Source organism: Gordonia gummivorans (assembly GCF_022513585.1).
Lineage (GTDB): Bacteria > Actinomycetota > Actinomycetes > Mycobacteriales > Mycobacteriaceae > Gordonia.
The window spans coordinates 20,385-34,962 of the sequence record NZ_JAKWBF010000014.1 but is presented as its reverse complement, the minus strand read 5'-3'; the positions used below and the strand labels follow the sequence as shown (position 1 = coordinate 34,962).

General features: G+C 66.6%; 9 protein-coding genes. 3 read left to right on the top strand and 6 right to left on the bottom strand.

Features of this window, described 5'->3' with window-relative positions; genetic code table 11:
- The first annotated feature begins 40 nt into the window (after positions 1-40).
- The 3 genes from MKW15_RS12115 to MKW15_RS12105 are packed head-to-tail and all read left to right on the top strand — an operon-like array spanning position 41 to position 2,093.
- Positions 41-598, top strand: coding sequence for a Dps family protein (locus MKW15_RS12115; protein ID WP_240857876.1), 558 nt, complete (start codon positions 41-43; stop codon positions 596-598).
- Positions 595-825 carry a hypothetical protein gene (locus MKW15_RS12110; RefSeq protein WP_240857875.1) on the top strand — a complete coding sequence of 77 codons (231 nt, stop codon included), beginning with the start codon at positions 595-597 and terminating at the stop codon, positions 823-825. Before MKW15_RS12115 ends, MKW15_RS12110 begins: the two co-directional genes overlap by 4 nt.
- Before the next feature lie 59 nt (positions 826-884).
- Positions 885-2,093, top strand: coding sequence for a DICT sensory domain-containing protein (locus MKW15_RS12105; RefSeq protein ID WP_240857874.1), 1,209 nt, complete (start codon positions 885-887; stop codon positions 2,091-2,093).
- Between the two features lie 374 nt (positions 2,094-2,467).
- On the opposite strand, the gene MKW15_RS12100 is transcribed toward MKW15_RS12105, so the two are convergent.
- The 6 genes from MKW15_RS12100 to MKW15_RS12075 form a co-directional block, all read right to left on the bottom strand.
- Positions 2,468-4,018, bottom strand: a complete 1,551-nt coding sequence (locus MKW15_RS12100) for an acyl-CoA carboxylase subunit beta (protein ID WP_240857958.1) — start codon at positions 4,016-4,018, stop codon at positions 2,468-2,470.
- A gap of 2 nt (positions 4,019-4,020) precedes the next feature.
- Positions 4,021-9,348, bottom strand: coding sequence for a polyketide synthase Pks13 (gene pks13, locus MKW15_RS12095; RefSeq protein WP_240857873.1), 5,328 nt, complete (start codon positions 9,346-9,348; stop codon positions 4,021-4,023).
- A 190-nt stretch (positions 9,349-9,538) separates the two neighbouring features.
- On the bottom strand, positions 9,539-11,446 hold the full coding sequence (gene fadD32, locus MKW15_RS12090) for a long-chain-fatty-acid--AMP ligase FadD32 (protein WP_240857872.1): 1,908 nt from the start codon (positions 11,444-11,446) through the stop codon (positions 9,539-9,541).
- Positions 11,447-11,730: 284 nt separating this feature from the next.
- The gene (locus MKW15_RS12085; protein WP_240857871.1) at positions 11,731-12,732 is read right to left on the bottom strand and encodes an LLM class F420-dependent oxidoreductase; all 1,002 of its coding nucleotides are present in this window, start codon (positions 12,730-12,732) and stop codon (positions 11,731-11,733) included.
- A gap of 231 nt (positions 12,733-12,963) precedes the next feature.
- The gene (locus tag MKW15_RS12080) at positions 12,964-13,971 is read right to left on the bottom strand and encodes a cutinase family protein (RefSeq protein ID WP_240857870.1); all 1,008 of its coding nucleotides are present in this window, start codon (positions 13,969-13,971) and stop codon (positions 12,964-12,966) included.
- A 4-nt stretch (positions 13,972-13,975) separates the two neighbouring features.
- The gene (locus tag MKW15_RS12075) at positions 13,976-14,512 is read right to left on the bottom strand and encodes a DUF732 domain-containing protein (protein ID WP_240857869.1); all 537 of its coding nucleotides are present in this window, start codon (positions 14,510-14,512) and stop codon (positions 13,976-13,978) included.
- Positions 14,513-14,578: the final 66 nt, after the last annotated feature.

Sequence of the window (14,578 nt, the reverse complement as noted above, 5' to 3'; positions counted from 1 at the left end):
GGCATGGGGTCCAGGAGCGTCGGCGGCTTAGCGTCGAACCATGACGTCATTCACCGCACCCGGACTGTCCGCCGACGCCGCCACCGAGGTGACGAGCATCCTGCAGGAACGCCTCAGCGCGCTCAACGACCTCCATCTCACACTCAAGCACATCCACTGGAATGTGGTGGGCGCCAACTTCATCGGCGTGCACGAGATGATCGATCCGCAGGTCGAACTGGTGCGCGGCTACGCCGACACCGTCGCCGAGCGCATCGCCACCCTCGGTGCCTCGCCCAACGGCACGGCCAAGGCCATCGAGGACGACCGTAGCTGGAGCGACTACTCGATCGGACGCGACACCGCGCAAGCTCATCTCGGGGCGCTGGATCTCGTCTACGACGGCTTCGTCGGCTCTCATCGCGATGCCATCGCCAAGACCGGCGACCTGGACCCGATCACCGAGGACATCCTCATCGGGCAGACCGCCGAACTCGAGAAGTTCCAATGGTTCGTGCGCGCACACCTGGAGAGCTACTCCGGCGAACTCGCGAATGCCGGCGCCACCTCCGAATCCGCCGCTGCCGACGCCGCACGCACGGCCGGCGCAGACTCATGACAAGCCATATCGCAGGTGATGCCGGGGTGTCGGCTCCCCCGGCATCGCCGACCCCCGAGATCGACGAGGAGGGCAGTACTGCCGGGATTCTCCTGGCCATCGCCTTCACCGTATGGGCGCTGCTCGTCGCCGTCGGCCTGCTGGGCTCGATCTGGCTCGCCGTCACAGTTGTCGGAGTTTTTGTTAGCCTGGCTACGGGCGGTTTTGTCGCCCTGTCCAGGATGTGAAGCCGAGGCGCGTCCGTCGCATCGATCGGAGCGCACTCCCGCTCTGACGGGAGGTTCTCGTGACCGACACCCGAGGCTTCACCCTGTTCGACGATCTGGAGCTCCACATGCAGTTCGCGCCGGTCTGCCGGCTGTCCGACGGCGCCCTGGCCGCGGTCGAGTTGCAGGTGCGGGGGCCGTCCGGAACCCGGCTGGGGACTCCCGAAGCGCTGCGTCGGGCCGCGCGCGTCGTCGAGGAGCACGCCGTGCTCGACCAGCGCAAACACCAGATGTCGCAGTCTGCTCGCGCGCAGTCTGTCGCCAAACTGCTGCCCATGCTGGTGTCTCTCGATCTCGACCTCATCGGCGACCTCGACGACACCACCGCGGCGACGCTGGAGCGCCACGTCATGGTGGTCATGCCGGACGCGGTGACCCGCTGCCCGCAGCGGACGCTCGCGCGAGTCGCCCGGGCTCGGGCCGCCGGCAAGATCATCTGCGTAGACGGGCTGACCCGCAACGATCACGCTGCCACCCTGCTGTCACTGGTGGAGCCCGACATCATCGTCACCGGACCCGACGTGTTGCGAACGCCTGCCACCGCAGACGCCGCACATCTGGCGCATTCGTTGGCGGCGCATCGTGAACGCAGTCATGCCGTGATCATCGCCGAGGGTGTCGACGACGAGGCTCGACGCGTGACCGCACTCACGATGGGCGCCGAATTCGGTATCGGAGCACTGTTCCCAGCGGTGGAGGACCCGACCGTCCTGGCGTCCGGAACCGTTGTGCCGCTACCGGAGATGCCGGTCTGGTCGACCCCCGACTCCGACCACTCCACGCCCTACGCCATCGCATCGGCCGCCAACACACCCCGACGTGGCGACAAGCGACTCCTCATCGAGATGAGCAAGGCGCTCGAACATCAAGCGGCGGTGGGCGGAGCGTCAATTGTGTTGGGCACCTTCCAATATGCCGAACACTTCACCGCCCGCACCGCGACCCGATGGCGCGACATGTCCGAACGCACCGGGCTGGCCGGCGTGTACGGCGTCGGACTGCCCGACGTCCGGGACGGCAACGTGCATCGCGCGCCGCTGCAGCCCGACGACGAGCTGATCGAAGAGTGGAACGTCGCAGTTCTGGGACCACATTTCGCTGCACTGCTCTCGGCCCGCGATTGCCACACCGGCGGCCCGGATCTGCAGCGCGGCTTCGACTTCGTCCAGAGCTACGACCGGCTCACCGTCACGCAGGCGGTGCATTCTATCCTTCGTCGTTTCGCCTGAATCGAGTCAGCGACGCACCCGCCGACGTCGTCGGCGATCGTGGCGGCGGGAAGGTTGGGGTCAGGGGCCGGTGGCCAGGATCGGGCCCCTGACGGTGGTCGTCCGGGTATGTCCCGGAAGCGAACGCTGACGGGCCCGATCTCAGTCACCGGTCATCGGTCGTCGGGCGTCGCGTTCCCCCGAACGCGACGCCAGGCACCTGCGCCCACAAAATCTAGGGGACGAAACTTCCTCCCCTACCGTTGGAGTCCTCCCCCAGAAACTTCTGGGGGACGACTCCGAACCTCGCGGAAGAGACTTCTTCCCCTAGATTTTGCGGGCAGGCACTTTGCATGTTTCCGCAGGTCAGGAGGCCTGAGACAGTACTCTTCGGATCAGATGGGCATCAGGAAGTGCTTGCGCGGGGTGCGCAGCATTTCTTTGTCGCGCAACTGCGCCAACGCCTTTCGGAGTTGCAGACGTGTCTCGGCGGGTTCGATGACGGCGTCGATGTAGCCGCGCTCGGCTGCCAGGTACGGCGTGGCCATGTGCTCGTTGTAGAAGTCGATGAAGTCGCGTCGGACCTTGTCGGCATCCCGAGCAGAGAGACCCTCGGTCTGACGCCGGGTGAGCACAGCGGCCGCCGACTCCGCACCCATCACCGCGATCTTCGCTGTGGGCCAGGCGAAGTTGATGTCGGCGCCGAGCTGCTTGCAGCCCATCACCGCATACGCCCCGCCATACGCCTTGCGCAGCACGACGGTGACCTTGGGGACATCGGCCTCCACGTAGGCGAACAGGAACTTGCCGGAGCGACGGATGGTGCCCTTCTGCTCCTCCGCGAGACCCGGCAGGATGCCGGGTGTGTCCACGAGGAAGACCAGTGGGATGCTAAAGGCGTTGCAGATACGCACGAATCGCGTGGCCTTCTCGGAGCTGTCCGTGTCGAGTACACCCGACATGACGCTCGGCTGATTGGCCACGACGCCCACGCTGTGCCCGTCGACGCGGGCGTACCCGGTGATCAGGTTGGGCGCGAACAACTCTCCCACCTCGTGGAAGGCGCCGTCGTCGAAGAGTTTGATGATGATGTCGTGCATGTCGTAGCCCGCGTTGTCGTTGTCGGGCATGAAGCTGTTCAGCGCGAGATCGGTCTCGGTGATCTCCGGCTCAAGTCCGGGGTTGATCACCGGCGGCCGCTCGTAGCAACTCGACGGCATGTACTGCAGGTACTCGCGCACCCACTCGAAGGCCGACTTCTCGTCGGGGGCGACGTGATGGATGTTGCCCCACCGCGCCTGATTGTGGGCGCTGCCCAGGTCTTCGGCCGAGATGTCCTCGCCGTTGACCTGTTTCAGGACGTCGGGTCCGGTGACGAACATGTAGCTCTTGTCCTCTACCGCCACCAGGATGTCGGTGTTGGCGGGCGTGTACACCGCACCGCCCGCGCACTTTCCGAGGATCACCGAGACCTGCGGCGCGAGACCAGACAGCAGATCGTTGCGTCGGCCCATCTCCGCGTACCACGCCAGCGAGGTCACCGCGTCCTGGATGCGGGCACCGGCCGAGTCGTTGATCCCGACCATCGGGCAGCCGATCTTGCCCGCCCACTCCATCAACGCGGATACCTTGCGGCCGAACATCTCTCCGACCGTGCCACCGAAGACGGTCTGATCGTGGGAGAAGGCCGCGACCGGACGGCCGTGAACCAGCCCGTGCCCGGTCACCACACCGTCGCCGTAACCCGAATGCGCGGCACCCGGCATCTTGGCCAACGCGCCGATCTCGACGAAGGTCCCCGGATCGAAGAGCATGTTCAGTCGCTCACGCGGCGAACAGATCCCCTTTGCGGCCCGCTTCGCGAGCGCCTTCTCACCACCCGGTTCCCGCGCCGCCTCCAGCTTTTGCCGGAGGTCTGCGAGCTTGGCTGCGGTGCTGTCGGTCACGGTCACTTCACTTCCTTCTCGACCTCGCCGAGGCGTCGAGTCAGATCGGCCCCGATCTGACCGATGAACGGCTCGTCCACGATAGACAGGTGATCACCGCCGATGTGGATGATCTCCAGATCGTCGACCACCTCGCCCCAACGTCCGTCCTCGTCGATCTCGGCCCACTGCGGCTCGAGTTCGACAGCCCCGTCGTGCATCTTGTCGGCCCGGTAGAGCACCACCTTGCCGCCGTAAGGGGTCGGCTCGATGTTGGTGAGCGCACGGTTGTCGAGGAAGGAAGTGCGCTGATGCTCGATGATGCCGCCGGGGATCTTGGTGCCCGACATCGACATCATCTCCATGATGATCGCGAACTGCCCCTCGTCGTCGGCCTCGACGAGCCGGTCCATCGGGATCGGGATGTCGGCGTCGAGATCGTAGTTGCGGATCGCGAAATCCTTCCAGCGTTCGAGCCGCTCACGCTTGGTGTCCGGCGTCTCGATCACCGGCTTCGACGGTCGCACGACGTCGATGAGACCGACGAACGACACGTCCTCACCCTCATCGGTCAGCACCTGCGCGCATCCGTAGGCCAGAGCACCACCCAGCGACCAGCCGATGAGGACGTAAGGTCCGTGCGGTTGCACTTCACGCAGACGCGGCATGTACTGGCGCACACGCTCCTCGATGGTGCCCTCGACCCGGTCGAAGCCGATCACCGGCACACTGTCCGGAAGCCGCTTGAGCAAAGCCTCGTAGGCCGACGTGTTGCCGCCCGCGGGATGGAACAGCAACGCGGGCACGGGGTCTCCGGCCGACGGGTCGTAGGACTTCTTGCCGTCGATCAGGCGCAGGTACCTGACGAAGCCGTCGGTGTCGGCGGCTGCGTCGAGGTACTGGCGGACGTAATCCGACATCTCCTCGATGGTCTCCGAGTCGAGGATGTCCTCGAGGTCGATGTCGCCGCCGGTCCGCTCGTTCAGACGGTCCGTGAGTTCTTGTGCGACTTCCTCTTCGAGCACCGGCAACTTGTTGAAGATGCCGCCCGCCGAACGCTTGGTCACCACCGCGTAGACACCGAACGTGAGACGCTCCGCAGCATCGCGGGGCGGGACGTCGGAGCCGGCAGCCGCAGCGACGGCGGCCTGGTCGCTGAGGTCGGCGGGCGCGGACTGATCGGGCGCGGCTGGGTGGTCTCGAGACGGCTCGGGCTCGCTACGCTCGCTCGTGCCTCCTCGACCAGCGGGGGTGGAGTCCGTCGCGGAAGGGGCGGCGGCGTCACCAACGGAGGGGGTGGCGGCATCACCAGCGGAGGGGGAGGTGGAGTCCGTCGCGGCGGGGGCGGCGGTGTCCTTGGCGTTCTGCTCGTCGATATAGGCGTTGAGGGCCGCGGTGTCGAGTTCGCCTCCGCCGGCGGCGTTGGAGGCCAGGTCGTCGAGCTGGTCGCGGTGGGTGACCGCGAACTCGACGAACTTGGTGACGTCGGCGAGATTCGCCTGCCGCATCGCCTGCAGCTGCAGTTGCGGGATGTCGAACTCGTACTCGACGCGGTTCTTGATCCGCACCGCCATCAGCGAGTCGAGACCGAGTTCGATGAGCGGGATCTCCCGAGGGAGGTCCATCGGGTCGTAGCCCATCGATTCGCCGACGATGATCGCCAGCCGATCCTGGACCGACTCACCGGAATCGGGGCTCCACTTGTTCCCGATGTCGTCGATGATCTCTTCCTCGACCGTGACGGTGTTGTCGATGTAGCCGACCTTGGTGGGGTCGATGCGGTCGGCCGCCGGCACCTCGGGGAGCGGAGGGGAAGCAGCCACCGCACCGTCGGCGAGATCGCCGGTCACCGCAGCTTCAAAGAGCAGGCGGAAGTTCTTGTCCTGCTTGACATGTACTATCACCGACGCACCGCCCGGATGCGGGCTCAGCGTGGTGGTGAGGGTGCCAGTCGCCGGAATCTCACCGTGGGGGACGGCCACACCCACCGTGGCGCCGGACAGCACCTCGGCGGCCGCGGCGCGGACCAGTTCGCGCACATCGGTGACAGCGGAGGCGTTGACCTCCCAGGCGTGACGGCCGTCGGGCAGTGCGACGTGGGAGCCCGGAACACGACCCGTGCCGCCACCACTGTTGACCGATGCCTGCAGCCAATAGTCCTTGCGTTCAAATCGCGTTCGCGGGATGTCGGCAAAATCGCCTGTGCCGAAGAGTGATCCGACGTTGACCGGATGGCCGTGCACGTACAGCTTCATCAGCGCGTTGACGAGGCCGTAGCTCTCGTCCTCCTTGCGACGCAACGTCTCGATCAGCTCCGCGTCGTGCAGTCCGGACGAGAAGGTCACTGCGGCAACGGAGATGAGCACCGCAGGATTGGGCGACAGCTCCAGGAAGGTTCGATGACCGTTGTCCACCGACTTGGCGACCGCCTGCGAGAACCAGACGCTGTGCCGCATGCACTTGAGGAAGTAGTCGATGGTGTGCACCGGCTCGTGCCCCGGTCGGTAGAAGACCTCCCGATCGACCGAACTGTAGAAGCCGACCGTCGGGCGCAGCGGTTCGATTCCGGTGAGTTCGTAGGCCAACTCACCCAGGATCGGATCGACCTGCGAGGTGTGGCTGGCACCCTTGGTCTGCAGCTTGCGGCCCAGCTTGCCCTCCGCCTCGGCCCGCGCCACGATCGCGTCGACCTGAGGCTCCGGACCGCCGATGACCGTGTGGGTCGGCGCGGCGTACACACAGATCTCCAGGTCGGGGTAGTCGACCAGGACGCCCTCGATGTCGTCGGCGCTGTACTCGACCAGCGCCATCAGACGGATGTCGTCGCCGGTGAGCGTTGCCTCGCCCTCGGCCATGAGCCGCGACCGCTGACAGATGACGCGGGTGGCGTCCTGCAGCGACAGTCCGCCGCTGATGTAGGCGGCCGACGCCTCGCCCATCGAATGCGGTACCAACACACCGGGTTCCGCCCCGAAGTGGCGCAGCGTGTCGGCCAGCGCGACCTGGATGGTGTAGATGCCGACCTGTGAGGTCTCGATGCCGTAGGTCTGCTCGTCGTCGAGGAACATCTCGGCGATCGAGTAGCCGAGTTCGTTCTGGATGTACTCGTCGACACGGTCGACGTACTTCTTGAACACCGGGTTCTCGGTGTAGAGCTGTTTGGCCATCTTGCGGTGCTGCGAGCCGAACCCGGACAGCAACCACACCGCCGACGCGGCGTCGGGCGAATCGAAGGCGTAGACAGACGGATTGGCCTTGCCCTCGGCGACTGCCCGCACGCCCTTGACGGCGTCCTCGTGGGTACGTGCCATGACCACGGCACGCGACCGGCCGTGGTTGCGGTGCGCGAGCGCACGCCCGATGTCGGCGAGCGGAGTCGACTGCCCCGCCTCCGATTCGAGCCATTCCAACAGGTCCGCAGCGGCCTTGCGGCGGCGCGACGGCAGGAATGCCGAGATCACCAGCGGCACAACCGAACCCTCGACGGCGCAGGGCGCGAAGCCCTCGGCGGGATCCTTCTCGACGATCTCGGCCGGGGCATCGTCCTTCTTGGCCTGCGCGGCCAGGACGGCACGCTCGGCCTCGGTGAGGAACTCTTCCTCGTCGTCGTCGAGGTCGATGTCGGCGAGCGAAGAGGACTCGGCGAGCACCTCGGGGAGCGGGGAGCCGGCATCGGCAAGATCGCCCGGAAGTACCTCGCGGACAACGAGATGCGCGTTGGTGCCGCCAAAGCCGAAGCCGGAGACACCGGCGATGGCGTGCCCGGAGTAGCGCGGCCATTCGGTGGCCTCGGGGACCACCTTGAGGCCGTTCGGGCCGAACTGGATGTACGGGTTGGGGCCGGAGTAGTTCAGCGACGCGGGAATCGTGTTGTGCTGCAAGGCGAGCACGACCTTGGCAAGTGCACCCGCACCGGCGGCGGACTCCATGTGGCCGAAGTTGGTCTTGGCCGAGCCGAGCAGCGCGGGCGCGCCGACCACGCGTCCCCGACCGACCACGCGACCGAGCGCGTCGGCCTCGATGGGGTCGCCGAGAATGGTGCCGGTGCCGTGCGCCTCCACGTAGTCGACCGACTGCGGGGAGATCGCCGCGTCGGTGTAGGCGCTGCGGAGCACCTCCACCTGCGCCTCGGGATTCGGCGCGAAGATGCCGTTGGAGCGTCCGTCGGAGTTGACCGCCGACCCCGCGATCACGGCGAGGACCGCATCGCCGTCGTTCCGGGCGTCGGACAGGCGCTTGAGCACGAACATGCCGCCGCCCTCGGAACGCACCATGCCGTCGGCGTCTGCGGAGAATGCCTTGATGTGGCCGTCCTTGGCAACGGCTCCGATGGTGTCGAAGCCGACGGTTGCGGCCGGCGTGAGGATCATGTTGACGCCACCCGCGAGCGCGACGTCGGACTCACCCGAACGCAGGCTGCGCACCGCCTGGTGGACCGCCACCAACGACGACGAACATGCGGTGTCGATGGCGACCGACGGGCCGTGGAAGTCGAAGAAGTAGGAGACACGGTTGGCGATGATCGAGGTGGCGGTGCCGGTGAGCGCGTAGGCGGCGGTCTCGTCGGCGCCCTCGCCGAGGCCGAGCGCCGCCATCAGCTGGTAGTCGTTGGTGGATGTGCCGACGAAGACGCCGACCTGCCCGCCCTTGAGGTCGCTGGCCGGGATGTGGGCGTCCTCGAGGGCCTCCCACGTCAGTTCCATGGCGAGGCGCTGCTGCGGGTCGACCATCTCGACCTCGCGCGGGCTCATCTGGAAGAAGTCGGCGTCGAAGCCCTTGACGTCGTCGAGGTAGCCGCCCCGGAGGTTGCGCTGCTCGAGCACCTCGAGCATGCGGGGATCGGATTTGAACTCGACCCAGCGGTCGTCGGGGAGCTCGGAGATGCCGTCGCGGCCCTCGATCAGCGCTTCCCAGGTGGATTCCGGCGTGGAGCCGGCCTTGGGGAACCGGGTCGAGAGGCCGACGATGGCGATGTCGTCTGCCGGGTCGCGATCACGCTGCCAGTAGGTGTCGGCGGCATCGTCGAGCAGCTCGTCGGGGTCGCCCTCGATGATGCGCTTGGCGAGCATCGCGATCGTCGGATGGTTGTAGGCGGCGGTCGCGGTCAGGATCACGCCGGTCTTGTCCTCGACGTCGGCGGCCAGTGCCACTGCGTCGCGCGACGAGAGCCCGAACTCTTCCATCGGCCGGTCGTCGGAGATCTGGTCGACCGGCAGGCCCGTCGCCTCCGACACCCAGTTGCGCAGCCAGTCCCGCAGCTCGGCGACGGTCAGATCGCCGGCGGTCTCACCGTCGGTGTGCCCCGTCGTGTCGGCGGGGGCTTCGGGCTGGTCGGTATTCAGTTCAGACATCGCTTCCAGACTAACGATCGGGGCCCTTCGAGGAGCGCAAGCTCGCACCTCAGGGACCGGTGGTCACGCTTCGCTTACCCGTCCGCCAGCCCTTCGAGGCTCGTCGCTTGCGCTCCTCGCACCTCAGGGACCGGCAATGGCTCGGGGGCCGGCACCAACTCTCGGGCCGGCAATGGCTTGGCTCGTGGGATCAGGACTCGGGCGCATCCGGGAAGGCGGTCTGCTTGTAGCCGCCGCGGAGGCTGCCGTCGATGTAGGCGGCCTTGGTGGCCCGACGCGCGATCTTTCCGCTCGAGGTGCGGGGGATCGAGCCGGCGGGAACCATCAGGATGTCGCGTGCCATCACGCCGTGGCGGGCAGCGATGGCGGCGCGGACCGAGTCGGCGATCTCCTGTGGATCGGACTTCTTGCCCGGCCCACGTTCGGCCACGATGACCAACTGTTCGGAGGCGTCGTCGGCGTCGAAGGCCAGTCCGCTGGTCGCCTGTTCGAAGACCACTGCGGGCAGCTGGTTGGCGGGCACCGCGAACGCGGCGACGAATCCCGGTCGGAGCGCGGTGCTGGCTTCCTGCGCGCTGAACTCGAGGTCCTGCGGGTAGTGATTGCGACCGTCGACGATGACGAGGTCCTTCACGCGGCCGGTGATGTAGAGCTCACCGTCGAGCCACACCCCGTAGTCGCCGGTGCGCATCCATTGCGCATCGGCGGGCGCGCCCTCGGAATGGCTGCCCTCGGCGAGCGGATGGGTGAGGGTGTTGTGGAAGGTCTCGTCGGTTTCCTCGGGCTTGTTCCAGTAGCCGGCACCGATGTTGAGGCCGTGCAGCCAGATCTCACCGACGTGCCCGTCGGCCTGCTCGGTGGCGGTGTCGGAGTCGACGATGGTCGCCCACTGGCTGACAGCCACCTGCCCGCACGACACCTGCGCGACGGCGTTCGGCGCGTCGACGTCGACGATCTTGAAGCGGCCCGCATTGAGTTCGTCGCGATCGACGTAGATGATCTTCGCCTCGTTGTTGCGCTGCGTCGCCGAGACGAACAGAGTGGCCTCGGCCATGCCGTAGCACGGCTTGATCGCGGTCTTGGGCAGACCGTAGGGCTCGAAGGCCTCGTTGAACTTCTTCATCGAACTCACCGTGACCGGCTCGGACCCGTTGATCAGTCCGATGACGTTGGAGAGGTCGAGTTGCTCGCCGGGCTTCGGAAGGCCGCGGACCGCGGCATGTTCGAACGCGAAGTTCGGCGCGGCGGCGTAGGTCTCTGCGCCGTCGGACGCTGCGGCGAGTTCCTTGATCCATCGTCCCGGCCGGCGGACGAACGCCTGCGGGCTCATGATCGTGATGTACTTGCCGCCCAGCGCGGGCAGGATCACCGTGAGCAGACCCATGTCGTGGAACATCGGCAGCCAGGTGACGCCGCGGGCGTTGCGGTCGATCTCGATGCAGTCGTAGATCTGCAGGACGTTCGCGGCGACCGCCTCGTAGGTGATCTCCACGCCGGCGGGGACGCGCGTCGAGCCGGAGGTGTACTGGAGGTAGGCGACGGTGTCGCGGTTGTGGTCCTTGCCGGCGACCGGCGCGACCCAGCTCGAACCGACGGAGTCGGGCACGGCGTCGACCGCGATCACACGCGGGCGCTCCTTGGCCGGCAGCGGCGCGAAGAAGTCGCGCACCGCTTCGGCGGACTTGGTGGAGGTCAGGATGGCCGACGGCTTGCAGTCGGCCAGGACCGCGTGCAGGCGATCGGTGTGGCCGGGCTCGTCGGGGGAAAACAGCGGTACCGCGATGTTGCTCGCGTACAGCGCCGAGAAGAAGCCGATCACGTATTCGAGCGACTGCGGAGCGAGAATGGCGACGCGGTCGCCCGGCTTGGTGACCTGCTGGAGGCGGGCCGCCACCGCACGCAGGCGCTTACCGAACTGGGCCCAGGTCAGGTCCTGTGCCTCGCCGTCGCGTTCGCGGCTGTAGTCGATGAAGCGGTAGGCCAGCGTGTCGGCCTCGTCGCGCACATTGCGCTCGACGTAGTCGACCAGCGTCGCATCCTCGGTGAAGTGCAGGTTGCCGTTCTCGTCGAGGAACTGTTCGAATTCAGTGTTCAGCATTCATACTCCTGTGGCCCCCTCGTGGACTCCCCCACCGATGCGCGCAAAGCCTGTTTGTGGCGTTCCCCACGACACCACCGCAGCCCTGCGCGTCCACGTCCCAATGGCTACCGCCGGGTCACGGTAGCGCTCGTCCAATACCCGTTCTGTGGTCCTTGTGATCGTCAAGCATTTCTTCGTTGTGGTGCAGTTCTCTGGCCGGCACCCACCACGAGTGTCATCGCCCTCACCTCGCAGTTCGCTCGCAAGACCGTCGGCCATTCTACTCTTTATCCGATTGCGTCTTACTCTCCCTTGACGAGAGAGATGACGGGCGCAAACGCATCCATTTGGGTCGGGAACACCCCGACATACGACATCGACGTCCGACGCCGCACCTCGCGGATCTGATCGGCGATCTCCTCGAAGCTGCCGATCGCGATGTACGGCGACGACAACACATCGTCGACGGTGAACTCGGTGTCGCGCTCGATGTTCGGCGGATAGCCCTGGTCGAGCGCCTTGAGGGCCATTTCCGCGGTCGCATGACGGTCGTCGGTGATGACGATGACGGCGATGGTCCAGTTGAGTTCGATGTCGGGAAAGCGGTCTCCCGCTGCCTGGCGGATCCGGTCGACCCGCTCGGCGGTCTTCTCGATCGTCATGTCGGAGAGCTTCATCTTGCCGTCGGGCGTGGTGCCCGGGGCGACAGAGATGATGTCGGCGTGCTTGGCCGCCAGCGCGAGCATCTTCGGTCCGCCACCACCGACGGCGATGGGGGGTCGGGGTCCCTGGCGTGGTCGCGGGGTGCCTTCGAGTCCGTTGATCTGGTAGAACTCGCCGTCGAAGTCGACCGTCTCACCGCGCATCAGGCCATCGAGGATGGTCAGCGCCTCGTCGAGGCGACGGATGCGCACGCCCGGCGACTCGAACTCGATGCCCGCCTTGTCGAACTCGTCTTTCATCCAGCCTGCGCCGATGCCGAGCTCGAGACGACCCTTGCTCAACACGTCGATGGTGTTGGCCTCCTTGGCCAGCAGGGCGGGGTGGCGAAAGCCGTTGGCGAGGACCGAGGTGGCCAGCCGGATGGTGCTGGTGGCCTGTGTCAACGCGCCCAGCGCGGCCAGCGGCCCGACCTGGTTACCGAGGTGATCGGGGATGGCGAAGGTGTCGTAGCCGTACTCTTCGGCGGTCTGGGCGAGTTTGACGAACTTGCGCGCGCCACCTTCGTCCTTGTTGCCCTCACCGCCGGCGCCGAAGCGGAACTTCCGCAGACCCGGCTCCGATGTGGCGTCCGGTTGCGTCATCGCTCTCACTCCTCGTCGGTTCGGTGGTGTCGGCTGTTCGGCCGACCCGGCAACACGTTAGTGCAGCGTAGGTGGCCTACCCAAACGCGCCCATCGATTGGCAGGAACCGCACAGTCTTCGATCGGGTCCCACCAGTCCCCGGGGTACGGATGAACGTCGTCGCCGATACGCGAGACGTTAGCCCTCGCGCGTGTGACGTCGGTCGGATTTTCGAGTCCCAGCGATCGAGTTCACTCGTGGGGCTGCTGGGGCGCGTCGGCGATGAGGTCGTGCGCCCACCGGTAGATCCACTGCGTCGCGCTCGACCCGTCGTGATCCCAGTACCGCGTCGTCGCGTACATGGCGTGCACCGGATTGTTCTGCGCGTTGGCGAGTTGTCCCAGTGCGGTCAGCGGATTGGTGATCGTCGGGGCGTCGCAGATCAGATCACCGGGGGCACAGATCGACTGAACTCGGTCGCGCAGCGTGCCGAAGCCGCCATTGCGGGCACCGGTCATCGTGATGCCCGGAACGAGGCCGCCGAATCCGCCCAGCGCGATCTCGGCACCTTCGCCGTCCGGGCTGGGCGAGATGTCGTTCTGCTCACCCGGTTCGCGTCGACCGTCGGCGATGAGTCCGACGCCGATCACCAGGTCTTGGTCACCTTCCTTGAGCACGCCACGCCCGTTGCCGATGTTGCTGGCGAGATCGCCGGCGATCACCGCGCCCTGGGAGAACCCGGTGATGACGTATCGGGTGAGCGGGCAGCGCTTGTTGGTGGCGATGATCTTGCCCGCGGCCCGCTTGTATCCCTGGGTGCGCGACACGTTGTAGTCGGCCTGACGGTCGGCGAGGTTGGTCGGGTTCCGGAACTGCGCGAGGTAGGCCACGGTGTACACCTCCGAATGCGAGGTGTCGAAGTCACTCTGCAAGGCCTTGGACACCCGAAGCATCAGCGATCGGGGGTTCGAACTCGGGTTGGTGGTGTCGTCGTCGGGCGACGACTCCCACGTGCCGGGGATGACCACCGTCAGCACGTCGGGGCAGTCCGCGGGCTGAGCCTGCGGGCGCTCCGACGGCGTGGTCGGGGTCCTCGGCGGTGTCGGACCGCGCTGGGGACCGGGTGCGAGCAGCTGGATCACCAGGATCACCACCAGGATGATCGCGAGGATCGCGAGCGCACCGAGTGCGATCGCCAATTTCCCTATCCGCCGACGGGTGCGTCTGCCGCCCGTCGACGATCCTCGTCGTGCGTTCACCCGGTCAGCAGTAGTTGTCCGCGGCGGCCGCAATCACCTTGTCGGCCTTGGCATTTGCTTCTTCGACGGTCTTGGTGCCCGGCCCCACCGACGCGGTCACGAAGGCCTTCACGGTCGTCGGGTCGGTGCCCTTGGCCCGTGCGCCGCACACGTACTCGGCCATCGTGAGTGCCACCGAGTTGTCCGAATCACCCATGAAGGTCACGTTCTGCGCCTTCAGTGCCGCGAGATACCGGCGGGCCTTCTCGCTGAGGGGCGCACCACTGGGACCCGGATAGTTCGACGGCACCGTCGTGCTCGGATTCGGTCCGGTCGCCGGCAGCTGACCGCCCGGCGTACTCGAGTTCGGGAGCGTCGCCGAAGCCGAGGGATTCGCCGCGGTGGTGCTGGAATCGGCGCCCGACAGCAACGACGTGGTCGTGACCGGGTTGCCGGTTATCGGGGCCGACGCGGTCGAGTCGTCGCCACATGCCGTGATCGACCCGAGTGTCAGGACGAGTCCGACGGCCATCACCGCCGTGGAAACAAATGGTCTCGTCATCTCCACTTCCTCGATCGTGTCCTTCCCGGTCGGGTCCCGCCCGGGGCGGACGCCGCATTGCGTCCA